The sequence below is a fragment of the uncultured Allobosea sp. genome (assembly GCF_945956895.1).
Lineage (GTDB): Bacteria > Pseudomonadota > Alphaproteobacteria > Rhizobiales > Beijerinckiaceae > Allobosea.
Window position 1 is genome coordinate 232,776 of the sequence record NZ_CAMFJF010000001.1, and the last position, 21,819, is coordinate 254,594.

Consider the following 21,819-nt stretch of genomic DNA (forward strand, 5'->3'; position numbering starts at 1 on the left):
CCGTCAATCCGCATGAGACGGTGCCCATGAACCTCGCCGACAGCATCCGCGCGATCCCGGATTACCCCCGGCCCGGTATCGTCTTCCGCGACATCACCACGCTGCTTGGCGATGCGCGGGCTTTCCGTCGCGCGGTGGACGAACTCGTGCAGCCTTTCGCGGGCCTGAAGATCGCCAAGATCGCGGGCATCGAGGCACGCGGCTTCATTCTGGGCGGGGCGGTGGCGCATCAGCTTTCGGCCGGGTTCATTCCGGTCCGCAAGAAGGGCAAGCTGCCGCTGGAGACGCTGCGCGCGACCTATGCGCTCGAATACGGCACGGACGAGATCGAGATCCATCGCGACGCTGTGCAGCCGGGTGAGCGCGTCCTGCTGGTCGACGATCTGATCGCGACCGGCGGCACGGCCGAGGCTGCGGTCAACCTGCTCGCGGGCTTGGGGGCCGAGGTCGTGGCGGCCTGCTTCATCGTTGATCTGCCGGAGCTCGGCGGTGCCGACAAGATCCGGCGGCTCGGTGTGCCGGTGCGCACCCTGGTTTCCTTCGCGGGCGACTGAGCGGCGGATGAAGATCAACGGCCAGCATTATCGGACGATCTGGCTCGCGCAGGATGGCTGGCGCGTCGTCGTGATCGACCAGACGCGCCTGCCTTTCCGCTTCGAGACCGTGGCGCTCGGCTCGGCCGAGCAGGCGGCCGATGCCATCCGCAGCATGGTCGTGCGCGGCGCGCCGTTGATCGGTGCCACGGCGGCCTATGGCATGGCCCTGGCGATGCGGGCGGATGGCTCCGATACAGCGCTGGAGGCAGCCCACGCACTGCTGGGGGCGACGCGGCCGACCGCCGTCAATCTGCACTGGGCGCTGGCGCGGATGCGCCGAGCCCTGGCGAGCCTTCCGCAGGAGAAGCGTCCCGAGGCAGCTTATACCGAGGCGGCGGCGATCTGCGACGAGGATGTCGCCCTGTGCCGTTCCATCGGCGAGCACGGCTTGCCGCTGATCGCCGGGATCGCGGCGCGAAAGCCTGCCGGCGCGCCGGTCAACATCCTCACCCACTGCAATGCGGGCTGGATCGCCACCGTGGATTGGGGAACGGCGCTGGCGCCGATCTACCTCGCCCATGATGCCGGCATCCCCGTCCATGTCTGGGTCGACGAGACAAGGCCGCGCAATCAGGGCGCGGCGCTGACGGCCTATGAACTTGGCGGCCATGGCGTGCCGCATACCGTGATCGCCGACAATGCCGGCGGCCACCTGATGCAACACGGGCAGGTCGACATGGTGATCGTCGGCACCGACCGGACCACGTCGGGGGGCGATGTCGCCAACAAGATCGGGACCTACCTCAAGGCGCTCGCGGCGCATGATAACGGCGTGCCGTTCTATGTGGCGCTGCCTTCGCCGACGATCGACTGGACCATCCGCGACGGCCTTGCCGAAATCCCGATCGAGGAGCGGGCGGCGCGCGAAGTGACGCATCTCTCGGGCCTTGCCGATGACGGTGAGGTACGCTCGGTCCGCATCGTCGCTCCGGGCAGCGGCGCGGCCAACCCGGCCTTCGACGTGACGCCGGCGCGGCTCGTGACGGGACTTATCACCGAGCGCGGGGTCTGCGCGGCCAGCGCCACCGGGCTCGCGCAGCTCTTCCCCGATCTGGCGAACAGGGACAGGACATGACCGAACAGGAGTTGCGGCAGGAGATCGTCGCGGTCGCGCAGGCGATCGATCGGGCGGGCTTCTGCCCGTCGAAATCCGGCAATGTCTCGGCTCGCTTCGGGGACGGCCTCCTGATCACGCCCTCGGGCCTGCCCTATGCGCAGACGAAGCCGGAAGACTTGATCCATCTCGGGCTCGACGGCACGGTGCTCGGCGGTAGCCGCAGGCCGTCCTCTGAATGGCCCTTCCATGTCGCAATCTATCGGGCGAGGCCGGATGCGCAGGCGATCGTGCATACCCATTCGCCGCGCGCCACGGCGCTCTCCTGCACGCGGCGCGGCATTCCGGCCTTCCATTACATGATCGCGCTCTGTGGAGGGGCCGATGTGCGCTGCGCCGATTATGCCACCTTCGGGACGCCCGAGCTTGCCGAGAACGCCGTGAAGGCGCTGGAGGGGCGCAAGGCGGTGCTGCTCGCCAACCATGGCGTGATCGCGCTCGGCCAGACGCTCGCCGGCGCTCATACCATCGTCGCCGAGGTCGAGAACCTCGCGGGGCAGTATCTCGACATCCTGGCGGCAGGGATCGAGCCGGTCATCCTCGATGCGGCCGAGATGGAGCGCGTCGGCGCCAGATTCGCGGGCTATGGCAAGGTCGGTTGATCTGGCCTCGATCATCTTACGCAACGTTAAACACTGCCGCCATAGGGTGGCGCATGATCGTTTCGCGCTACCTGCACGAGTCATTCGATGTGCTGTCGGTCGGCGTCTGCGAGTACGATGCGGAGCATCGTGCCGTCGGCTGGAACCGTACGTTCCTGCATTTCTTCCCGGAAGATGACGGGCTGATCTATCCGGGCGAGCCCTATGTCGACAATCTCCGGCGCTTCTACACGCTGCGGCTCGCGCCCGAGGAGATGCCCGACATCGACCGCTATGTCGCCGAAGGCTTGGCGCGCCACGAGAATCAGACGCAGGCCTTCGAGTTCCTCCATAACGGGCGGCGGCTGCGCGCGACCTCCCTGCTGGCGCCCTGCGGTGGCCGGGTGCGGATGTGGCAGATGCTGGAGACGCCACGCCGTGCCGGCGCGGTGGCGGAGGCCATGCTGCCGGCTTTCGAGGCGCTGCGCTTCATTCCCGACGGCGCCATGCTCCTTGACGGCGAAGACCGGATCATCGCGGCCAACGCCGCCTTCCGGGAACTCTACGACATTCCCGCAGATAGGCTGGTCGTCGGCTTGAAGTTCGACGAGATCGTCGCCGATTGCTGGCGCGGCGTCTCGGCCGTCGCGGGCCTGCGCGCCAGCATCCTCAACGGCCTGCGCTACGATGGCGCGCCCTTCGAGATCGAATTGCCGGGCCAGCGCTGGCGGCGCGTCGTTGCCCGGCACACGCTGGAAGGCTTGAGCTGCTTCATCCATGCCGACACCACGGCGGCGAAGCGCCAGCAAGCGGCGCTTCTCGCCGCGCAGGGTGCCTTGCGCGAGGCCAATGCCGAGCTCGTCAAGCTCGCGCAGACGGACGGGTTGACCGGGCTTGCCAACCGCCGCCGCTTCATCGAATGCCTCGCCAGCGAGGCGGCCCGCCCGCAATCTCTGGCGCTGCTGATCGTCGATGTCGATCATTTCAAGGCGATCAACGACCAGTTCGGCCATGTCGCCGGCGATACCTGCCTGCGTCTGGTGGCGCAGATCATCGACGGCCCGCCGACAGGCTCGGCACGCCTTGTCGCGCGGCTCGGTGGGGAGGAATTCGGCGTGCTGATCGCGGACGCGACGCCCGAGGAAGCGATGGCCGTGGCGGAGGCGATCCGGCAGGCGCTGATGCAGGCACCCTGGCGGGCGGTCGATGCGCAATTGCAGGCGGCAACGGTTTCGGTCGGGCTGTGCTGCGGCCATGGGCCGCTCGACGGCGATGCGCTCTATGCCCATGCCGACGCCGCGCTCTATGCCGCGAAGCGCAATGGCCGCGATCGGATCGAGACCGCGCATTTGTCCACGGGGGCCGGCCTGAGGGCGGGCTGAATTCAGCTCGGCTTCCGCTCGACGAAGACGCAACCGTCGAAGCTGAAGACCTCTTCGCCGTGCTGGTTCGTGCCGGTGTTGCGGTGGAAGAACAGGCCCCATTGCGGCCGCGAGGCGCTCTCGCGCTTGTCCATCACCTCGGAGCGATAGGTGATCCGGTCCCCGGCGAACACCGGCTTCGTCCAGCGCAGGTTCTTGAACCCGGGGGAGGGGCCGAGTCGCGCCGGGCGATCCGGTGCGGCCGCGAGCTGGCGCTGGCGATGCTGGACCATGCAGGCCATCCAGACGGCGGCCGTGTGCCAGCCGGACGCCGCGAGCCGGCCGAAGGAGCTGTTACGCGCTGCCGCCTCGTCCATGTGGAAGGGCTGTGGATCGAAGCTGCGGGCGAAAGCGACGATTTCCTCTGGCGTGAAGACGAAGCTGCCGAGCTCGTGGCTGTCGCCGACCGAAAGCTCCTCGAAGAAGCGCGGCGGGCCGGGCGGCTCGGCCGGGTTCTCCAATGGGCTCTCAATCGCCGGGCGTTCGTAGATCGGCGCATGGTCGAGCCAGGGACCGGTCGGGTGCTTGCCGATGCCGGAGCCCTTGCGGCCGAACATGATCCAGTTGGTCTGCTCGAGGATCGGCTCGTCGCGCTGGTTCAGGAGTTCGAGCCGGAAGCGCACGAGGCCCATTTCCGGGCGCGAACGCGACGCCTTGCTTTCCAGTACGGTGCGGCGGGCGCTGACGCTGTCGCCGGGGAGAAGTGGGCGCAGCCACTTCACCTCGTCGATGCCCGGCGCGCCCATGCTGGCGGCGTCGAGCAGGAAATCCTCCGCCAGCAGGCGCATCAGCAGCGAGCAGCTATGCCAGCCCGAGCCGATCAGGCGGCCGACGAAGCTCGTCCTGGCGGCCTCCGGATCGACATGGAAATCCTGCGCGTCATAGCGCGAGGCGAAGGCGACGATGTCGTCCTGCAAGACCGCCAGACTGCGCGAACGTGCGCTCTCGCCTGGAACGAAATCCTCGAAATACGACATCGCCGGCAAGCTCTTCAGTTGGCGAAGCGGAAATGCAGGACGTCGCCGTCGGCTACGACATATTCCTTGCCTTCGAGCCGGAACTTGCCGGCTTCGCGCGCGCCAGCCTCGCCCTTGTGGGTGACGTAGTCGTCAAAGGCGATGGTCTCGGCGCGGATATAGCCCTTCTCGAAATCGGTATGGATCACGCCGGCGGCCTGCGGCCCCTTGGTGCCCTTCTCGATCGTCCAGGCGCGGGCCTCCTTCGGGCCGACCGTGAAATAGGTGACGAGATGGAGCAGGGCGTAGCCGGCGCGGATCACGCGGTTCAGGCCGGGTTCGTCGAGGCCGACGGCCTCCAGATACTCGGTCTGCTCCCCGGCTGGCAGGACGGCGATCTCGCTCTCGATCTTGGCGGAGACGACGACCGCGACAGCGCCTTCCTCGGCGGCGCGCTTCTTCACCAGTTCGGAGAAGCTGTTGCCCTTGTCGGCGCTGGCTTCCTCGACATTGCAGACATAGAGCACGGGCTTTGACGAAAGCAGGCCGAGCAGCTCGAACGGGCGGCGCTCCTCAGGCGAAAGCTGGACGAGGCGGGCGGGCTTGCCGTCGCGCAGCAGGGTGAGGCAGCGGTTCATCAGGTCGACCGCTTCCTTGGCCTCCTTGTCGCCGGACTTGGCCTTCTTCTCCAGCGGCAGCACGCGCTTCTCGAGGCTGTCGAGATCGGCGAGCATCAATTCGGTCTCGATCGTCTCGATATCGTCGACCGGCGAGACCTTGCCCTCGACATGGGTGATGTCGCCATCCTCGAAGCAGCGCACGACATGGGCGATGGCGTCGCATTCGCGGATATTGGCGAGGAACTGGTTGCCCAGCCCTTCGCCGCGCGAGGCGCCGCGCACCAGACCGGCGATGTCGACGAAGGTCAGCCGCGTCGGGATGATCTCCTTGGAGCCGGCGATGGCGGCGAGCTTCTCAAGCCGCGCGTCGGGCACCGCGACGTCACCGACATTCGGCTCGATCGTGCAGAACGGGTAGTTCGCAGCCTGCGCCGCGGCCGTCTGCGTCAGCGCGTTGAAGAGGGTCGACTTGCCGACATTCGGCAGGCCGACGATTCCGCATTTGAAACCCATGATCGCCTGTTCCGTTGCCCGTGGCGGAGAAACCGCGATTGGGCGTGAAGCTTTGAAAGTTGCGGCCTTATTGGGGGGCCTGCGCGATAAAGACAAGTGCCGCGGGCCTTATGGCGGCTACGTCCCTCACGCGAACGTGCATGGCGGCGGGGTGGATGCGGGTGCTGGATCGGCCCGACCCCGTTGCCGTGTCATTCGGAGCCTCGTCATGAAGCGTTTTCGTCTCGCTCTCGCCCTCCCGGTCTTCGCCCTTGTCGGCGGCATTGCCGCGGCCCAGGCACCGGGGACGCGGCTGCGCGGCACCGTCGAACGGATGCAGGGCATGTCGCTGGAGCTCAAGGCTGCGGACGGGAGGGACATCAAGGTCGCGCTTGCGCCGGGCTTCTCGGTCGGCGGCATGGTGGCCGCGAAAGGCTCCGATATCGCCAAGGGCAGCTTCATCGGCGTCGGGGCGAAGCCGCAACCGGATGGAACGCTGTTGGCCGTGCAGGTGGTGATCTTCCCCGAGTCGATGCGCGGTACCGGCGAGGGGCATCGGCCCTGGGGCGTGCTGCCGGATGCGACCATGACCAATGCGACGGTGGCCGAGACGGTCTCGCGGGTCGATGGCGCCAATCTGGTGCTGAACTATCCCGGCGGCGAGCAGAAGGTCGCGATCACGCCGGAGGCGACGATCCTGATGGCCGCGCCGGCCGAAGCGAGCGAACTGAAGCCCGGCGCGCAGGTCGCGATGACGGCGAACCGTCAGGCGGATGGCAGCTACAGCACGAGCCGGGTGACGGTGGCGAAGGCGGGGGCGAAGCTGCCGCTCTGAGGTGAAGGGTTGAGATTGGGCCGTCATCCCGGACAAGCCGCCTTTGGCGGCGCTGATTCGGGATCCATGCCTGAGCGTTTCCGATGAAGGCTCAGGCATGGATCCCGGGTCTCCCGTTGGTCGCCCGGGATGACGATGCGTTTCGTCGCCACCCCGGAAGAGCAGGCCTCAGCCTTCGCTCTTCTCCCCAAGCCGCTTCACGGCGGCGTGGCCGCGCGCGTCCATGAAGAGATGGACCTTGTTCTGGAAGCCGGTGTCGTCATGGGCTGCGAGAAGGGCTGCGTGGTCGGCACAGGCGGTGCAGAGATCCTCGACCCAGGGCTGCTCGGCCTTGCCGAAATCGTTGAGCACATAGGCGTGGACCAGGGCCTTGTCGCCGGGATGGCCGATGCCCATCCGCACGCGGCGATAGTCGTTGCCGATCGCCGCGGTGGTCGAGCGCAGGCCGTTATGGCCGGCGTTGCCGCCGCCGAGCTTCACGCGCAGCTTGGCGGGCGCGAGGTCGAGTTCGTCATGGAAGACGACGACATCGGCGGGCGCGATCTTGAAGAAGCGCGCGGCCTCGCCGATCGCGCGGCCCGACTCGTTCATATAAGTCTGCGGCTTGAGCAGGATGACCTTTTCGCCGCCGATCGTCGCCTCGCAGGCCTCGGCCTGGAAACGGGAGCGCCAGGGCGAAGCGCGGTGCAGGCGCGCGATCTCGTCCACGGCCATGAAGCCGATATTGTGCCGGTTGCGGGCATAGCGCGCGCCGGGATTGCCGAGGCCGGCGAAGATCAGCATGGCGGGACTCCGGCAGGCTTGTCAGTTCAGCATCGGCTTCGTCCAGAAACCAGGTTTCGGTCCGATGCCATAGCAAAACGGCCGGGGGGGGACCCGGCCGTCGCGTGATCGTTCCGGATGGAAGCGGCGCCCACAGGCGCCGTTTCATCAGGCCTTGGCTTCGGTCTCGGCAGCCGCGTCGGCGGCCGGCTCGGCCTCGACGGTCGGCGCGGAGATCGTGACGATCGTGGCCTCGGCGCCGATGGTGAGCTTGGCCCCGGCCGGGAGCTTGATCGCATCGGCATGGATCGAGGCGCCGACGTTCAGGCCGGCGACCGACACGTCGATGGACTCCGGAATGCTGTCCGGCTCGACGGTGACTTCGAGGGCATGCTCGACGATCTGGACCAGGCCGCCGGCCTTGACGCCGGGGCTCTTCTCCTGACCGACGACGTGAACCGGGACCTGGACCGTGACGGTCTGGCCCTTGGCGACGCGCAGGAAGTCGACATGGATCGGGAAATCCTTGACCGGGTCGAGCTGGTAATCGCGCGGAATGACGCGCTGCTTCTTACCGGCGACGCTGATCTCGAAGATCGTGGTCAGGAAGTGGCCGCCGAAAATCAGCTGGCGGGTCTTGTTGGCGTCGAGCGCGATGGCTTCGGGAGCGGCGCCCCCACCATAGATCACGGCAGGCGTCTGGCCCTGGCGGCGAACAGCACGGGCGGCCCCCTTGCCGACCTGTGCGCGCGCCGAAGCCTCGATTTGCTTCACGGCGGTCATGTTGGATGTCCTTGACTTGTAAAATGACAAGGCCGCCTCAGGGCGGCCATCGGATGGCGCGCTCAGAGCCTCCAAGGGTGTCAGCCGAGCGCGAGGGTGCTCATAGGCGAAAACGGCCGCGATCTCAAGCCCGGCTCAGGCCGCGTTCGCGACGAGGCCTGGAACGGTCGCATGCGCCGGCCGGGCGAAGCACCGCAGCCATTCGCGGATCACCGAAGCGGGGACCGGCGGGGAATACAGATAGCCCTGGCCGTGGCGGCAGCCCATTTCGGCGAGGCGCTCGGCCTGTTCCTGCGTCTCGATGCCCTCCGCGACGATCTTCATGCCGAGGCGGCTGGTCATCGTCAGCAGCGCCTCGATGATGATCTCGCTGCGCGTGCCGCTATCGATCGAGCCGACGAAGGAGCGGTCGATCTTGATGATGTCGATCGGGAAATCGAGCAGATGGGTCAGCGAGGCGAAGCCGGTGCCGAAATCGTCGAGTGCGACCGGCGAGCCGCAGGCGCGCAGCGCTTCCATGGTGCGCGCGACGCCGTCCTTGCGGCCGCCCATGAAAACCTGCTCGGTAACCTCGACCACGAGATGCTGCATCGGCACTGCGGCCTTCTCCAGGATGCGGGCGGCGCGCTGGACCAGATCGCCCTTCTGGAAATCGGCCGAGGTGACGTTGATCGCGACATGCTGGAAGTTCAGGCCGCCCGCACGCCACTCGGCCATGTCGGCGGCGACCGCCGTCAGCATCTGGGTGGTGGTGCGATGGGCAATCTTCGGGTCACGGAGCGCGTCCTGGAATTCGCCGGCGCTGACGATGCGGCCGTCGTCGAGGCGCATCCGGGCCAGGGCCTCCAGGCCGACGACCTCGGTCGTGTCGAGCCGGATGATCGGCTGATAATAGGGGATGATGCGTTCGTCGCCGAGCGCGTCGTTGACATCACGACGAACGCTGATGCGCTGCATCATGGCGCTGCGCAATTTCCTGCGGAAGCGGATATAGCGGCCGCGTCGGGTTTCCTTGGCGTGGTAGAGCGCGAGATCGGCGTTCTGTCGGAGCGTGACGCTGTCCGGCCCGTCCGCTCCGGCGAGGGCTCCGCCGATGGTGATGCCGGGTTGCAGGCTGTGCCCGTCATGATCGAGCGGCTGTGCCATCGCCCCCAGGGCCGCCGAGGCGAGGGCGCGCATGCGAACCGGCCCCTCGCAATCGGGGATGAGAACGGCGAATTCGTCGCCGCCGATCCGGCAGGTCAGGCAGCCCGTCAGCGCTGCGTCCAGCCGCTCTCCGACCTGGGCGATCAAGGCGTCTCCGGCCGCGTGACCGAGCGTGTCGTTGACCAGCTTGAGATGGTCGATATCGATCAGCATCAGCCCGTAGCGGCGGCCGGCGGCGCTCATCTCGGCGATGGCGCCGTTGAACTGGCTGCGGTTCGGCAGGCCGGTCAGCGTGTCGAAATAGGCGAGCCGGTGATTGCGGGCGCGGACCTCGTCATGCTCGATGGCGATGGCGCAGAGATGGACGCAGGTCGTGACGATCTGGCGTTCGAGTGCCCGGGCGCGGCGCGGTCTGGTGAAATAGAAGGCGAAGGCGCCGACGACGCGCCCGTCGCGCGCCTTGATCGGTGTCGACCAGCAGGCACGCAGCCCGAGCGGCAGGACGAGGCTGGCATAGGGCTCCCAAAGCGGGTCGGTGGCGATATCCGTAACCTCGACCGGTGCGCCGCGATGGACAGCGGTTCCGCAGGAGCCCACTTGGGGGCCGGCAGGCAAGTCTTTGATACAGCTGACATAATGGGCCGGCAGGCTCGGAGATGCGAGGGGCTGGAGGCGTTGCTGGTCGTCGACGGTCACGACCGAGCAGATGACGCCAGGCGAGATCGCCTCGGCGCGATGGCACAGGCGCTCCATACACGCGGCCAGCGGCTCACCGCGCGCGATATCTTCAAGAATATCGTTCTGGAGAGCCTGTAGGCGGCCCGAAGGTCTGGTCACGACATGTCCGGCCGGGTTCGTCGAAGAACCGGCTTCCTATCGGGGATGCCTTAAGTTCAGGTTGAGGAGCCGCTTCAAAGTTTGCGTGGGGTTGTGGTGCCCGGATTCAGGCCGCAACAAGGCCCAGCCGCTCGTCGCGGCGCCGCAGCAGATGCATCAGCGGCAGCGCGAGCAGCACCATCCAGGCCTTGCCGATGATCTGGCCGGCGAGGAAGTCGAGGCTGCCGAAGGCGAGATACAGGAAGACGAGGCTGTCGACGACGAGGCCGATGACGCTGGACGCGAAGACGGCCGTGACGAAGCGCCGGCGCTGGAGCGGCGTGTAGACCGCGAAATCGGCAAGCTCCGACAGCAAGAAGGCGGCAACCGAGGCCAGCACGATGGCCGGCGGCGCTAGCATCGCCGAGATCAGCGCGCCCGCCGCGATGGCGCCGAGGCCGGCGAGCGGGCCGAGGCGGCGCTGGACGATGTCGCGGAGTACGAGGGCAAGCCCGACCATCAGGACGCCGCTCGGCGCCATGATGCCCGGCCAGACCGGGACGAGGCAGGGACCATTCGGCACGCAGACCGCGCCGGCATTGCCGATCATCCAGTTGGCGGCGGGAATGGTCAGGCCGAACAGGACGAGGGCGATAACGCCTTCCGTCAGGCGCTGGCGGTCACGGGTCATGGAATAAGTCCAGTGTCATCGGGGGCTGCGAGATAGGCCGCGAAGCCTTTTGCTCGCAAATCGCATGCCGGGCAATGGCCGCAGCCGTAACCCCAGTCATGCCGGGTCGTCCTGTCGCCGAGATAGCAGCTGTGGCTGTCCTCGATCACAAGGTTGAGCAGGGGCTCACCGCCGATCGCGCGAGCGAGCGCGAAGGTCTGCGCCTTGTCGCGCCACATCAGAGGCGTATGCAGCACGAGCCGGCGGTCGAGCCCGAGGCCAAGCGCGACCTGCATCGCCTTGATCGTGTCGTCGCGGCAATCCGGATAACCGGAATAGTCGGTCTCGCAGACGCCGAGCACGATGTGCTTGAGGTCGCGGCGATAGGCGAGGGCCGCGGCAAAGGTCAGGAAGATCAGGTTGCGGCCGGGCACGAAGGTCGTGGGCAGGCCGGTCTCGGCAAAGGCGATCTCGGTCTCGCGGGTCAAGGCCGTCTCGGAGATCGCGCCGAGCGCCTTGAGATCGACGACATGATCGGGACCAAGCCGCTTGGCATAGCGGGCCGAGAGCGCCGGCAGCTTGGCGCGGATCGTCTCGCGGCATTCCATCTCGATGCGATGGCGCTGGCCGTAGTCGAAGCCGATCGTCTCGACCGTCTCGAAGCGGTCGAGCGCCCAGGCCAGGGCCGTGGTGGAGTCCTGGCCGCCGGAGAACAGGACGAGGGCGCGGGAGGTCATCGCTGTGTCGCCGTCATTGCAAGGAGCGTAGCGACGAAGCAATCCACGGGGACCGGGTCGAACGGTTCAGCCCAGTCTTTCTGGATTGCTTCGCTGCGCTCGCAATGACGGAGAGCGCGCATGCTCAGTCGAACAGGCTCGACACGCTGGTCTCGCTCGCGGTGCGCTCGATGGCCTCGCCCATCAGGCCGGCGATGGAGATGACGCGGATATTGCGGGCGACCTTCACGGCCTCGGTCGGCATGATCGAGTCGGTGATGACCAGTTCCTTGAGCTTGGATGAGGCGATACGCGCGACCGCGCCGCCGGAGAGCACGCCGTGGGTGATATAGGCGAAGACCTCCTTGGCACCCTGCGCGAGCAGGGCGTCGGCCGCGTTCACCAGCGTGCCGCCGGAATCGACGATGTCGTCGATCAGGATGCAGGAGCGCCCCTCGACCGAGCCGATGATGTTCATGACCTCGGACTCGCCCGGGCGGTCACGGCGCTTGTCGACGATGGCGAGCGGTGCGTCGATGCGCTTGGCGAGCGCACGCGCACGAACCACGCCGCCGACGTCCGGCGAGACGACCATGGCGTTCTTCCACTCCAGCCGGTCCTTGATGTCGCGCGCCATCAGCGGGGCGCCGAACAGGTTGTCGGTCGGGATGTCGAAGAAGCCCTGGATCTGGCCGGCGTGGAGATCGAGCGTCAGCACACGGTCGACGCCGGCATGGGTGATCAGGTTGGAGACGAGCTTGGCCGAGATCGGGGTACGGCCCGAGGCGCGCCGGTCCTGACGGGCATAGCCGAAATAGGGGATCACCGCCGTGATGCGCCTGGCCGAGGAGCGGCGCAGCGCATCGGTGATGATCAGCAGTTCCATCAGGTGGTCGTTGGTCGGGAACGAGGTCGACTGGATGACGAAGACATCCTGGCCGCGCACGTTCTCCTGGATCTCGACGAAGACCTCCATGTCGGCGAAGCGCCGGACGGAGGCCTTGGCGAGCGGGATGCTGAGATGATTGCAGATCGCCTCGGCCAGCGGACGATTGGAGTTGCCGGCGACGACTTTAAAATGGGAGGCCATGCCGTAGCGCACCGTTGCATTAAGGCTGAGCAGGGAGGGCCGGCATTGCCGGCTCAATTCGAACGGCTCTTAACAGCGCGGTCGGAAGGAGTCGACCGCTGCAGTGCAATATCGACCGGTAAAAAGCGCAGGGCGCTGCGCCGTGACCCGGAAACCACTGACGCAGCGTCGCTGCGCCGCTCGTGTCAGCTCTTCTTCTTCTTCTCGTCCGTCGCGGCGATGCTGGTGCCGGCCTTGGCAGGCTTCGCGGGCTTCTCGTCGACGGTGAGCGTCTCGACGCCCGGCGCGGTGACGAGGAAGCCGGCGATCGCGTCCATCGAATCCGAGGCAGCCTTTGCGACGATCGTCCGGTCGATGCCGGCCCAGGGGTCAGAGCCGCCGCTGCGCTTGCCGATGCTCTCGCCCTGCACGCGCTGGGCGCGCTGCTTGGTCGAATCGTAGACGTCCCAGACGAAGGCGAGCGAGGTCTGGCCGTCCTCGGTCGGCTGGGCCGTGAGATAGCCCTTGACGCGGAAACGCGCCGGCTTGTTGCCGGGGACGATCTCCATCTTGCGCTCGGCCGCAGCCTCGCCGAGCAGGCCGGCGAAGCTGGTGGTGACGTTTTCCGGCGCGCCGGAGATGCTCTGCACCGAGACCGGGACGCCGGGCGCATCGACGCGCGGACGGGCCGCGGTCTGGGTGGTTTCCTGGCAACCGGCGACAGCAAGCGCCAAAACCGGCCCCAGAACGAGGCCGCTAAAACGGTTGATCATGACGCCTCCCGCCCTTTGGGCTGTGGACTGCTTCGAGATTCCCTGCGCCGCTGTTCTAGGCTTAACGGATGACGAGGTCCAGATCGGGCAGATTCAGCGCCTCGGCGCCACCTTCTCCGACGAGATAGGTCCGGCCCAGGCACATCGCGGTCTCGCTGGCGGAATCCATCAGGATCATATGGGCGAACATCACCATGCCCGGCACGATCGGCCAGTCATTCGCCTCGTAGAACATCGGCCAATCCATCCAGGACGGCGTGAACTTGGCACCCAGCGAATAGCCGCAGGCATTGAGTCGGTGCTGCGCGAGGCCGTGCTCGTCGAAGACGCGGGCATGAGCGGCGAAGACATCGCCGGCGGTGCGGCCGGGCTTGAGTTCCGCCTCGCAGGCGAGCAGCGCGTCGCGAGCGGCGGCGTGGTAGGGGCGGTGAAGCGGGCGCGGCTCGCCGACGACGACCGTGCGCATCGCGGCGACATGGTAGTGCCGGTCGGTGCCGGCGAATTCGAGGGTGATCTGGTCGTTGGCATCGAGCCGGCGGCGGCCGGACTTGTAGCGGCAGAGCAGGGCGTCGCGGCCGGAGCCGATGATGAACTCGTTGGCGGGATAGTCGCCGCCGCCCGCGAAGATCGCATTGTGCTGGGCGGCGAGGATCTCGCCCTCGTCGGCGCCGGCCCGGATCGCAACGAGCGCAGCGCTGTCGGCCGCATCTGCCAGAACGGCGGCGCGCCGGACATAGGTGATCTCCTCCGCCGATTTCACAGCGCGCAGGCGAGTGACGATCGGCGAGGCGTCGACGAATTCGGCCTGCCCGGCGAAGCGGGCTTCGAGCTTGCGGTCATTCGAGGCGACGAGACCGTAGGATTCGAACTCCACGCCGATGCGCTTGCCGGCAAGCCCGAGATCGCGGGCGAGGGCCAGCAGGTCGACTGTGGGATCGGCGTCGCGGCCGTCCTTCCAGATGCGGATGTCGCTGAGATTCGAGGTCTGCTGCGCCTGCCGGAGATCGGCGGAGCGGGTCAGCAGCGCCATGGTTCCATCGGCTTTGACCACGAGGCACTGGAAGAAGCAGAAACCGAAAGTGTCGTAGCCCGTCAGCCAGAACATCGATTCCTGCTGGAACAGGAAGAGCGCATCGAGACGGTCTTTCTGCATCGCGGCCAGCAGGGCTTCGCGGCGGCGGGCGAATTCGGCGGGCGTGAAATGCAGGGCCATGGCGCGTCTCCTCCGGGCGGTCGCGCATGTGAGCGCGCCGGCCATCGCCGGGCAAGCCCGACATCCGGTCGCAATTGCGGGCCCCGCTCGGGCTGCCTATAGGCTGTCGTCAGAGAGTTTCGCCCTCAAGGGAGAGAGCCATGGTGAACCCCGGCAACCGCATCCTCGACGACATCGCCCGCCTCGCCACCGATGCCGCCGGCGCGGCGCAGGGCGTGCGGCGCGAGGTCGAGACGGTGGTGAAGACGCAGATCGAACGCCTGCTGCGCGATCTCGACGTCGTCACCCGCGAGGAATTCGAGGCGGTGCGCGAGATGGCGCTGATCGCCCGCGAGGAGAACGACAAGCTCGCCGCGCGGCTGAAGGCGCTGGAAGAGAAGCTCGGCAAGGCCTGAGAGCGAGCCGGGGTTGTGCTGAAAGCTCTCCTCGGTTGCTCCTAGGTCATGTCCACAGCCATGTGCTGTGGACAGCCCTTCGGGGGGATTGAGCCCGCCGGCCGAATCCGCGGAGCTTGGCGCCGTGTTGGGAGCGTCACAGCGCCTGCGCTATCGTCGGTGGAAAGAATTGATTCGTCGGGCGGATTCGTCCTGCCGCGCCGGATGGGAGCATCTCCGTGAGAGGGGCTCCGGAGGTGTGTTGCGTTCCTTCGGCTTTCCAGTCGCCGTGTTCCCGTTCTCGAACGCGCCGGATGCGTCAGCATCCGGAAGGTGGACCTTAGGGCATGATAGACCTCGATATGGATGCCGAGCTGGATCGGCCTTCCAACCCGCTCGACCTGTTTGAACGCCTTGCCGCTCTCAACGACTGGTCCTTCGATCGCGACAGCGAGGACGAGCTCTCGGTCTCCGTCACCGGCGGCTGGTCGGAATATCATGTCGCGATCACCTGGCTTGCCGAGGTGGAGGCGCTGCATATCGCCTGCGCCTTCGACCTCAAGGTGCCGGAGCGGCGGCGCAGCGAGGTGCTGCAGCTCGTCAGCCTCGTCAACGAACAGCTCTGGCTCGGCCATTTCGACCTCTGGAGCAGCGAGAGCGTGGTGATGTACCGCCACGCCCTGCTGCTCTCCGGCGGCGCCGAGCCGACCGACGAGCAGGCGGCGGCGCTGGTGAAGGCGGCGGTCGAGGCCTGCGAGCGCTACTATCAGGCCTTCCAGTTCGTCGTCTGGGCCGGCAAGACCGCGAAGGAAGGCATGGAAGGCGCCATCCTGGAGACGGTCGGCGAAGCCTGAACCGCCGATTCCCTGTGGGCGGGCTTGACCGGACGGCTGCGGGACGGGAAGGCTCTCGGCCCTGATCGTCCGGGCAGTGGCCCGCGAAACGCCAAGCCTTGAGAGGCCGTCATGTCGAACTCCCTTCCGCAATCGCTCGTGCTCATCGGCGCTGGCAAGATGGGCGGCGCGATGCTGGAAGGCTGGCTGCGCATCGGCATCGATCCCAAGGGAATCAGCCTGATCGATCCCAAGCCCTCGGACGAGATGGTCGCGCTCGCCCAGGAAAAGGGCATGCGGGTCAATCCCGCCGCCAAGGACATCCCTGCCGCAGAAGTCGTCGTGCTCGCGACCAAGCCGCAGATGCTCGATACGGCGGCGCCCGCCGTGCAGGCCTTCATCCATCCCAGGACGTTACTGATCTCGATCCTCGCCGGCAAAACGCTGGGTGATCTCGGTGCGCGGCTGCCCAATGCCAACGCGGTCATCCGGGCCATGCCGAACCTGCCGGCCGCCGTGCAGCGCGGCGCTACCGCGGCTGCTCCCGGCAAAGGTGTGAGCGCGGCCCAGCGCGCCACCGCCGACGCGCTGCTCGGCAGCATCGGCAAGGTCGAATGGCTCGACGACGAGGGGCTGATCGATGCGGTCACCGCCGTGTCCGGTTCGGGCCCGGCCTATGTCTTCCACCTGGTCGAGTGCCTGGCGGCGGCGGGCAAGGATGCCGGGCTGCCTGCCGATGTCGCCGAGCGGCTGGCGCGGGCGACGGTGGAGGGCGCGGGCGAATTGCTGTTCCAGTCGCCGCTGCCTCCGGGAACGCTGCGCCAGAACGTGACCTCGCCCGGCGGGACCACCGCCGCCGCGCTCGAGGTACTGATGGCCGAGGACGGCATGAAGCCATTGATGCGCAAGGCCGTGGCTGCAGCGAAACGTCGCGCCGGCGAGCTTTCGGGCTGAAATCGCGCCGTTTTCGTTGAAAGCTTAACGATTTCAGATTCTTGCATGGCGCATTTTCTTCACGCGAACCGGTTTCCACTTCGCTTGAAAATGCTGCAGGCAGCCTTCCGCCCGCCACGATAGCGGCCTAACCTCCTCTCGACGCGAAGCGAGAGGAGCTGTCCCCATGGCCCGCAAACCCGTTTCCACCTCGCCCGAGGCGCCGGCGGCCAAGCCGGTCGACCCGCGCAAGCGCGCCGTCGATGCGCTGATGACGCTCGCGGCCGAGCGACCTTGGGACCAGATCGAGCTGCCGGATATCGCGACCGCGGCCGGGCTGACGCTCTCGCAGTTGCGCGGGCTGTTCCCCTCCAAGCTCGCGATGCTGGGCGGGGTGACCCGCATCGTCGATGACGCCGTGCTGGCCGGCTCCTCGGATGACCTCACCGGCGAACCCGTCAAGGAGCGCCTGTTCGACCTCGTCATGCGCCGGCTCGATGCGATGGCGCCCTACAAGGCGGGGCTGCGCAAGATCGCGCCGGTCATCCGCCGCGATCCGCTGGCGCTGGCGGCGCTCAATCGCGGGGCCGTCAATTCCTGGCGCTACATGCTGGCTTCGGCCGGCATCCCGACCGAGGATGCGCTTGGGGCTTTGCGCGCGCAGGGCGCGGTGCTGCTGATGGCCCGTGTCTCCGAGGCTTGGCTCGACGATGACGAGCCCGAGCTGTCGAAGACCATGGCGCGGCTCGACCGCGAATTGAAGACGGCCGGGTGCATCATGGCCCGTGTCGAGGATGTCCACCGGCTGACGGCGCCGTTCCGCGGGCTGGCGCGCGCGATCTGCTCCGGGCGGCCGCTGAAGGCGCGCCGGCGCGAACGGGCGTCCGATCGCGGCGAGGACAGTGAGGATTATGCGCCGGCGATCTGAGTGCTGGCCGAACTGTGCATCTCGCGGAATATGGCGAAACTGGGCCAGTGTTAAGCGCGCCTTAGTCAATCCCGGGCGAATGAGGGAGGATTCCCCATCGCGCAGGATACGCGAATGTCGTTCATCAGAAAGCTTGCGACCCTCTCGATCAGCCGTTCCTTCGGTCTGATCGGCGCCTTGGCCGTGTTGATCGCCGCCGGCAGCGTTGGCTACACGCTGAACGCCGCCCGCAACGAGATGATCGCGCTCAAACGGGCGGAGATGAAGCATGCCGTCGAGGCTGCGGCGACGACGGTCAAGAGCTATCAGGCGCGGGTCCAGAGCGGTGAGCTCAAGGAAGCGGACGCCAAGCGGATGGCGATCGAGGCCATCGGCAGCGCTCGCTTCGACGATGGGAACTATTATTTCCTCGTCAATTATGACGGCATCAGCGTCCTGCACGCGAACAAGAAGATCCAGTCGACCGACATGCGCCCGCTCAAGGACGCGGACGGCAAGCTCTTCGTCCAGGAGATGATCGCGCTGGTGAAGGCGAAGACCCAGAGCTTCGTCGACTACGGTTGGCTCAAGGCCGGCGACAAGGAGCCCTCGCTCAAGATCTCCTATGTCATCGGCATTCCGGAATGGCAGTGGCTGGTCGGCTCCGGCCTGCATATGCAGGACGTCGATGCCGCCTTCACGGGCATGGTCGGCGGCGTCGCCAAGGTGTTGGTGCCGCTCGGCCTCATCATGCTCGGTCTCGTGATCGTGCTGAGCCGCCGCGCTTCCGGCATGCTGCATTCGGTGCGTGGCTCGATGGAAGGGCTGGCGGCAGGCCAGCTCGACGCCCCGATCGCGCATCAGGAGCGGTCCGACGAGATCGGCGCGATGGCGCGCACGCTCGTCGTCTTCCGCGATGCCGCTCTCGCCAAGGAGGCCATGGAGGCCGACAAGATCCGCATGGAAGAGGAGGCCGCCGGCCATCGCCATGCCGCCGATGGCGAGCGCCGCCGCAACGAGGCTGACCGGGCCGAGCATGCCCGCGTGCAGGCCGATGTGGTCCATGCGCTCGGCCAGGGCCTGGAGCGCCTCTCTGACGGCGACCTGACCTATCGGATCGAGGACAGCTTCACCGCCGAGTACGTCAAGCTCAAGGACGACTTCAACGGCGCCATCGCCAAGCTGGAAGACGCGATGCACCAGATCGCGACCAATACCGAGAGCATGAAGGCTGGCTCGACCGAAATCAGCCAGGCGGCCGACGACCTCGCCAGCCGCACCGAGCAGCAGGCTTCCTCCGTCGAGGAGACTGCGACGGCGCTCGACGAGCTCACCGCCACGGTCCGTCAGACCGCCGAGAGCGCGCGCCTCGCCAATCAGGCGACGGAGCAGGTCAAGTCCGAGGCCGAGCAGTCGACCAGCATCGTCCGCGATGCGGTGACGGCAATGGGCGGCATCGAGAAATCGGCCCTGGAAATCTCGCAGATCGTCGGCGTGATCGACGAGATCGCCTTCCAGACCAACCTGCTCGCGCTCAACGCCTCGGTCGAGGCGGCACGCGCAGGCGATGCCGGCAAGGGCTTCGCGGTCGTGGCCTCGGAAGTGCGGGCGCTGGCGCAGCGTTCCGCTTCCGCCGCCAAGGAGATCAAGACCCTGATCGACGCTTCGAGCATTGAGGTCGAGAAGGGTGTCACGCTGGTCGGGCAGACCGGTGGCGCGCTCCAGCGCATGGCCTCCGAGATCACCCGCGTCACCGCGCTGGTCGCCGAGATCGCCGGCGCGGCTCAGGAACAGGCCTCGGGTCTCCAGGAGGTCAATTCCGCCGTCGGCGAGATGGATCAGGCGACCCAGCAGAACGCCGCGATGGCCGAGCAGTCGACCGCCGCCGCGCACTCCCTGTCGCAGGAAGCGGACCGGCTCTCCGCGCTGGTCGCGCGCTTCCAGCTCGGTGGCGACGTCGCCCGGCTCAAGGCGATCTCGCAGACGATGCGGGCAGCCGTCGACTCGGCACCGCGCCCGGCGGTTCCGCGCGCCAAGGCCTCCAACGGCACTGTCGCCACCGCGTCGAAGTCCGATGCGCGCGACGACGGGTGGGCGGAGTTTTGAGCGCGCCTTCCGAGCCTGCCGCCCAGATCGGCTTCGACGATTTCCTGAAGGTCGACATCCGTGTCGGCACGATCGTCGAGGCCGAGCCCTATCCGGAGGCGCGCAAGCCCTCGATCAAGCTCGTCATCGATTTCGGTGGCACGATCGGCCGCAAGAAGTCCTCGGCGCAGATCACGAAGCACTACCGGCCGGAGGATCTCCCCGGCCGGCAGGTCCTCGCGGTGGTGAACTTCCCGCCGCGCCAGATCGGCAGGTTCATGTCGGAGGTGCTGACGCTCGGCATTCCCGACGCCGAGGGCGAGGTCGTGCTGATCGGGCCGGGGCAGGCCGTGCCCGACGGCGGCAGGCTCTTCTAGAGCAGTTCCGCAATTCTTTGAATCGCGGAGCTGCTCTAGGCCTTTGTTCTACCACATTTTCTTCACGCGAACCGGTATCCACTTCGCTCGAAAATGCTCTAGCCGGGCAGTTCAGGCTGCAACCGGCCACAGGCCGGTCTGCAAGGTGGTCGGTGCGAATTCGGGCGCCGACCAGCGCAAGGGCAGGGCATGAGCCCGGCGCCAGCCTCGCTCCACATGAAAGCGCCAGAGGCGCTGGGCGCCATCGAGCTGCGCCAGCTCCGGCCCCCGCCAGACGATCTCGGCCTTGCCCTGCAATTGCAGCACGCTGCCCGTCTCGAAATCGACGAAGATCAGTCCGGCCCGCGGCTCCTGCAGCAGGTTTCCGAAGGTGTTGAAGTAGTTGTTGCCGGCGAAGTCCGGGATCGTGAGCGTGTCGCCCTCGATGCGGATGAAGCCCGGCCTGCCGCCGCGATGCGAGATGTCGACGCCGCCGGTTTCGGTCTCAAGGGCGGCCGCGCTGGCGATGAATAGCGTGTCGGCCTGAGTGATCAGCGCCCGTGCCGCAGAATCCAGGCCAGACAGGCTGTCGGGCGTTGCTTCTGGTTCGTCGCCGTCCCGAAGTCGGTCGCGAACCTGAACGTACTTCGCGCAATTTCCGAAGCTCTGCGCCACCGAAACCGTGAAACCATCGGCGTCAAGGCTCTCGATTCGGCCATTGGCGCGGTTGCGGCGGCGGGTCTCGCATTCGAGCCCGAGCAGGCCGATGGGGCTATCCGGCCGGAAAGATTCGAAGGCCGGATCAGCGCTGGACGGCAAGGCCGCGACTGACAACGCGGTCGGGCTCGGGCTCGTGACGAAGCCGGGCGCGGCGGCCAGAGCCGTCGCTAGCGGCCAGCCGTCGCGGTCGAGCACGCCGGCGAAAAGCCAGGGCAATTGGCTGAAGAAGATGCGGTGCTGCTCCGGCATGAACGGACGGATACCAGCGCCGCGCGAGGCGACGCCGGCCAGTGCCTGAGCGGCCAGCTCGCCGGGGTGGAAGGGACCGTCAGGCAGCATCGTCGTCGAGCTCCGGCGGCAGGGGCGAAGGCGGGATCGGCTTGAAGAAGGGCAAGGCCTCGATGCGAGCGATCCAGCGGCGCACGGCCGGATAAGGCTTCAACGAGATGCCGCCTTCCGGCGCATGCGCGACATAGGAGTAGCAGGCGAGATCGGCGATCGTCGGTTGGGCCGCGGCAAGGTAGTCGCGCGCGGCCAGATGCTCTTCCATGAAAGTCAAAAGCCGGGCGGCGATCCGCTTGGCGCGAGCCTTGTCGTCGTTCAGGCCGAACTGGGTGACGAGGCGGGCGATGGAGGGGCCGTGCATGACCTCGCCGGCGGCGATCGAGAGCCAGCGCTGGACATGGGCTGCGCCAACGGGGGCTAGCGGCAGCCAATTGCTGTCGGGGGCATAGCGCCGGACCAGATAGACCATGATCGCGTTGCTGTCGGCGAGAGTGAGGTCGCCGTCCTGGAGCACCGGAATCTGGCCGAGCGGGTTGAGCTTGCGGAAGGCGGCGCCCTGCCGGACATCGGCCGGCGCCGGCTCTATGCGATAGGGCAGGCCGAGTGCGCGCAGCAGCAGTTCGACGCGGTGGGCGTGGCCCGAGAGGGGCGTTCCGTGGAGGATGATCTCTGGCGATGGCATCGTGGTTCTCCTGATTTTGCGGAGCACGATGATCGTTTCGCTGAGATGCCGAAATCTGCTATCGGTTGAACTCAGAATTTC

The 21,819-nt window shown here is 67.1% G+C and carries 23 protein-coding genes; 11 read left to right on the forward strand and 12 right to left on the reverse strand.

The features are described from left to right. The first annotated feature begins 26 nt into the window (after window positions 1-26). From Q0Q02_RS01140 to Q0Q02_RS01155, 4 genes are read left to right on the forward strand one after another with little or no spacing between them, the layout of a single operon-like run. The gene (locus tag Q0Q02_RS01140; protein ID WP_293806207.1) at window positions 27-554 is read left to right on the forward strand and encodes an adenine phosphoribosyltransferase; all 528 of its coding nucleotides are present in this window, start codon (window positions 27-29) and stop codon (window positions 552-554) included. A 7-nt stretch (window positions 555-561) separates the two neighbouring features. After that, entirely contained in the window at window positions 562-1,671 is a 1,110-nt protein-coding gene (mtnA, locus tag Q0Q02_RS01145; protein ID WP_293806208.1) for an S-methyl-5-thioribose-1-phosphate isomerase, read from the forward strand. Next, window positions 1,668-2,312: a class II aldolase/adducin family protein gene (locus Q0Q02_RS01150; RefSeq protein WP_293806209.1), complete on the forward strand. Its 645-nt coding sequence runs from the start codon at window positions 1,668-1,670 to the stop codon at window positions 2,310-2,312. The genes mtnA and Q0Q02_RS01150 overlap by 4 nt, the downstream gene beginning before the upstream one ends. Window positions 2,313-2,365: 53 nt before the next feature. Continuing rightward, on the forward strand, window positions 2,366-3,673 hold the full coding sequence (locus tag Q0Q02_RS01155) for a diguanylate cyclase (protein WP_293806210.1): 1,308 nt from the start codon (window positions 2,366-2,368) through the stop codon (window positions 3,671-3,673). A gap of 2 nt (window positions 3,674-3,675) precedes the next feature. Here Q0Q02_RS01155 and Q0Q02_RS01160 read toward each other — a convergent pair whose 3' ends face one another. Then, window positions 3,676-4,689, reverse strand: a complete 1,014-nt coding sequence (locus tag Q0Q02_RS01160) for a MaoC family dehydratase (RefSeq protein WP_293806211.1) — start codon at window positions 4,687-4,689, stop codon at window positions 3,676-3,678. 14 nt (window positions 4,690-4,703) lie between these two features. Continuing rightward, entirely contained in the window at window positions 4,704-5,801 is a 1,098-nt protein-coding gene (gene ychF, locus Q0Q02_RS01165) for a redox-regulated ATPase YchF (protein ID WP_293806212.1), read from the reverse strand. A 208-nt stretch (window positions 5,802-6,009) separates the two neighbouring features. On the opposite strand from ychF, the gene Q0Q02_RS01170 reads away from it, so the two are divergent. After that, the gene (locus Q0Q02_RS01170) at window positions 6,010-6,615 is read left to right on the forward strand and encodes a DUF5666 domain-containing protein (protein ID WP_293806213.1); all 606 of its coding nucleotides are present in this window, start codon (window positions 6,010-6,012) and stop codon (window positions 6,613-6,615) included. Between the two features lie 168 nt (window positions 6,616-6,783). Here Q0Q02_RS01170 and pth read toward each other — a convergent pair whose 3' ends face one another. The 8 genes from pth to Q0Q02_RS01210 form a co-directional block, all read right to left on the reverse strand. Then, window positions 6,784-7,398 (reverse strand): aminoacyl-tRNA hydrolase, encoded by a 615-nt coding sequence (gene pth, locus Q0Q02_RS01175; RefSeq protein WP_293806214.1) that lies wholly within the window; start codon window positions 7,396-7,398, stop codon window positions 6,784-6,786. A gap of 147 nt (window positions 7,399-7,545) precedes the next feature. After that, on the reverse strand, window positions 7,546-8,160 hold the full coding sequence (locus tag Q0Q02_RS01180) for a 50S ribosomal protein L25/general stress protein Ctc (protein ID WP_293806215.1): 615 nt from the start codon (window positions 8,158-8,160) through the stop codon (window positions 7,546-7,548). A gap of 135 nt (window positions 8,161-8,295) precedes the next feature. Beyond that, window positions 8,296-10,143 (reverse strand): EAL domain-containing protein, encoded by a 1,848-nt coding sequence (locus Q0Q02_RS01185; protein ID WP_293806216.1) that lies wholly within the window; start codon window positions 10,141-10,143, stop codon window positions 8,296-8,298. Between the two features lie 106 nt (window positions 10,144-10,249). Beyond that, window positions 10,250-10,813, reverse strand: a complete 564-nt coding sequence (locus Q0Q02_RS01190) for a VUT family protein (RefSeq protein WP_293806217.1) — start codon at window positions 10,811-10,813, stop codon at window positions 10,250-10,252. Continuing rightward, window positions 10,810-11,529 carry a 7-cyano-7-deazaguanine synthase QueC gene (gene queC, locus Q0Q02_RS01195; RefSeq protein WP_293806218.1) on the reverse strand — a complete coding sequence of 240 codons (720 nt, stop codon included), beginning with the start codon at window positions 11,527-11,529 and terminating at the stop codon, window positions 10,810-10,812. The genes Q0Q02_RS01190 and queC overlap by 4 nt, the downstream gene beginning before the upstream one ends. Before the next feature lie 124 nt (window positions 11,530-11,653). Then, window positions 11,654-12,598 (reverse strand): ribose-phosphate pyrophosphokinase, encoded by a 945-nt coding sequence (locus Q0Q02_RS01200; RefSeq protein WP_293806219.1) that lies wholly within the window; start codon window positions 12,596-12,598, stop codon window positions 11,654-11,656. A 185-nt stretch (window positions 12,599-12,783) separates the two neighbouring features. Then, window positions 12,784-13,350 (reverse strand): hypothetical protein, encoded by a 567-nt coding sequence (locus Q0Q02_RS01205; RefSeq protein WP_293806220.1) that lies wholly within the window; start codon window positions 13,348-13,350, stop codon window positions 12,784-12,786. Window positions 13,351-13,411: 61 nt separating this feature from the next. Continuing rightward, entirely contained in the window at window positions 13,412-14,563 is a 1,152-nt protein-coding gene (locus Q0Q02_RS01210; RefSeq protein WP_293806221.1) for a Xaa-Pro peptidase family protein, read from the reverse strand. Window positions 14,564-14,703: 140 nt separating this feature from the next. Here Q0Q02_RS01210 and Q0Q02_RS01215 point away from each other — a divergent pair, with 140 nt between their 5' ends. The 6 genes from Q0Q02_RS01215 to Q0Q02_RS01240 all read left to right on the forward strand — a co-directional run bounded on the left by Q0Q02_RS01215 (window position 14,704) and on the right by Q0Q02_RS01240 (window position 20,072). Beyond that, on the forward strand, window positions 14,704-14,958 hold the full coding sequence (locus Q0Q02_RS01215) for an accessory factor UbiK family protein (RefSeq protein ID WP_047577935.1): 255 nt from the start codon (window positions 14,704-14,706) through the stop codon (window positions 14,956-14,958). 326 nt (window positions 14,959-15,284) lie between these two features. Continuing rightward, window positions 15,285-15,791: a YbjN domain-containing protein gene (locus Q0Q02_RS01220; RefSeq protein ID WP_293806222.1), complete on the forward strand. Its 507-nt coding sequence runs from the start codon at window positions 15,285-15,287 to the stop codon at window positions 15,789-15,791. A 111-nt stretch (window positions 15,792-15,902) separates the two neighbouring features. Next, entirely contained in the window at window positions 15,903-16,724 is an 822-nt protein-coding gene (gene proC, locus Q0Q02_RS01225; RefSeq protein WP_293806223.1) for a pyrroline-5-carboxylate reductase, read from the forward strand. Between the two features lie 166 nt (window positions 16,725-16,890). Next, a complete protein-coding gene (locus Q0Q02_RS01230; protein WP_293806224.1) occupies window positions 16,891-17,631 on the forward strand; it encodes a TetR/AcrR family transcriptional regulator in 741 nt (246 codons plus the stop codon). 114 nt (window positions 17,632-17,745) lie between these two features. Continuing rightward, on the forward strand, window positions 17,746-19,716 hold the full coding sequence (locus Q0Q02_RS01235; RefSeq protein WP_293806225.1) for a methyl-accepting chemotaxis protein: 1,971 nt from the start codon (window positions 17,746-17,748) through the stop codon (window positions 19,714-19,716). Beyond that, window positions 19,713-20,072, forward strand: coding sequence for a tRNA-binding protein (locus tag Q0Q02_RS01240; protein ID WP_293806226.1), 360 nt, complete (start codon window positions 19,713-19,715; stop codon window positions 20,070-20,072). Before Q0Q02_RS01235 ends, Q0Q02_RS01240 begins: the two co-directional genes overlap by 4 nt. Before the next feature lie 111 nt (window positions 20,073-20,183). Here the strand turns inward: Q0Q02_RS01240 and Q0Q02_RS01245 are convergent, their stop codons facing one another. Both Q0Q02_RS01245 and Q0Q02_RS01250 read right to left on the reverse strand, forming a co-directional pair. Then, a complete protein-coding gene (locus tag Q0Q02_RS01245) occupies window positions 20,184-21,110 on the reverse strand; it encodes a pyridoxamine 5'-phosphate oxidase family protein (RefSeq protein ID WP_293806227.1) in 927 nt (308 codons plus the stop codon). Beyond that, complete coding sequence (locus Q0Q02_RS01250) at window positions 21,100-21,738, reverse strand: glutathione S-transferase (RefSeq protein WP_293806228.1); 639 nt, start codon at window positions 21,736-21,738, stop codon at window positions 21,100-21,102. Before Q0Q02_RS01250 ends, Q0Q02_RS01245 begins: the two co-directional genes overlap by 11 nt. Window positions 21,739-21,819: the final 81 nt, after the last annotated feature.

Excerpts from the sequence above, each read along its gene's own strand:
- Q0Q02_RS01140 (WP_293806207.1), top strand. The coding sequence starts at position 27 with ATGAACCTCGCCGACAGCATCCGCGCGATCCCGGATTACCCCCGGCCC.
- mtnA (WP_293806208.1), top strand. The coding sequence starts at position 562 with ATGAAGATCAACGGCCAGCATTATCGGACGATCTGGCTCGCGCAGGAT.
- Q0Q02_RS01150 (WP_293806209.1), top strand. The coding sequence starts at position 1,668 with ATGACCGAACAGGAGTTGCGGCAGGAGATCGTCGCGGTCGCGCAGGCG.
- Q0Q02_RS01155 (WP_293806210.1), top strand. The coding sequence starts at position 2,366 with ATGATCGTTTCGCGCTACCTGCACGAGTCATTCGATGTGCTGTCGGTC.
- Q0Q02_RS01160 (WP_293806211.1), bottom strand. The coding sequence starts at position 4,689 with ATGTCGTATTTCGAGGATTTCGTTCCAGGCGAGAGCGCACGTTCGCGC.
- ychF (WP_293806212.1), bottom strand. The coding sequence starts at position 5,801 with ATGGGTTTCAAATGCGGAATCGTCGGCCTGCCGAATGTCGGCAAGTCG.
- Q0Q02_RS01170 (WP_293806213.1), top strand. The coding sequence starts at position 6,010 with ATGAAGCGTTTTCGTCTCGCTCTCGCCCTCCCGGTCTTCGCCCTTGTC.
- pth (WP_293806214.1), bottom strand. The coding sequence starts at position 7,398 with ATGCTGATCTTCGCCGGCCTCGGCAATCCCGGCGCGCGCTATGCCCGC.
- Q0Q02_RS01180 (WP_293806215.1), bottom strand. The coding sequence starts at position 8,160 with ATGACCGCCGTGAAGCAAATCGAGGCTTCGGCGCGCGCACAGGTCGGC.
- Q0Q02_RS01190 (WP_293806217.1), bottom strand. The coding sequence starts at position 10,813 with ATGACCCGTGACCGCCAGCGCCTGACGGAAGGCGTTATCGCCCTCGTC.
- queC (WP_293806218.1), bottom strand. The coding sequence starts at position 11,529 with ATGACCTCCCGCGCCCTCGTCCTGTTCTCCGGCGGCCAGGACTCCACC.
- Q0Q02_RS01200 (WP_293806219.1), bottom strand. The coding sequence starts at position 12,598 with ATGGCCTCCCATTTTAAAGTCGTCGCCGGCAACTCCAATCGTCCGCTG.
- Q0Q02_RS01205 (WP_293806220.1), bottom strand. The coding sequence starts at position 13,350 with ATGATCAACCGTTTTAGCGGCCTCGTTCTGGGGCCGGTTTTGGCGCTT.
- Q0Q02_RS01210 (WP_293806221.1), bottom strand. The coding sequence starts at position 14,563 with ATGGCCCTGCATTTCACGCCCGCCGAATTCGCCCGCCGCCGCGAAGCC.
- Q0Q02_RS01215 (WP_047577935.1), top strand. The coding sequence starts at position 14,704 with ATGGTGAACCCCGGCAACCGCATCCTCGACGACATCGCCCGCCTCGCC.
- Q0Q02_RS01220 (WP_293806222.1), top strand. The coding sequence starts at position 15,285 with ATGATAGACCTCGATATGGATGCCGAGCTGGATCGGCCTTCCAACCCG.
- proC (WP_293806223.1), top strand. The coding sequence starts at position 15,903 with ATGTCGAACTCCCTTCCGCAATCGCTCGTGCTCATCGGCGCTGGCAAG.
- Q0Q02_RS01230 (WP_293806224.1), top strand. The coding sequence starts at position 16,891 with ATGGCCCGCAAACCCGTTTCCACCTCGCCCGAGGCGCCGGCGGCCAAG.
- Q0Q02_RS01235 (WP_293806225.1), top strand. The coding sequence starts at position 17,746 with ATGTCGTTCATCAGAAAGCTTGCGACCCTCTCGATCAGCCGTTCCTTC.
- Q0Q02_RS01245 (WP_293806227.1), bottom strand. The coding sequence starts at position 21,110 with ATGCTGCCTGACGGTCCCTTCCACCCCGGCGAGCTGGCCGCTCAGGCA.
- Q0Q02_RS01250 (WP_293806228.1), bottom strand. The coding sequence starts at position 21,738 with ATGCCATCGCCAGAGATCATCCTCCACGGAACGCCCCTCTCGGGCCAC.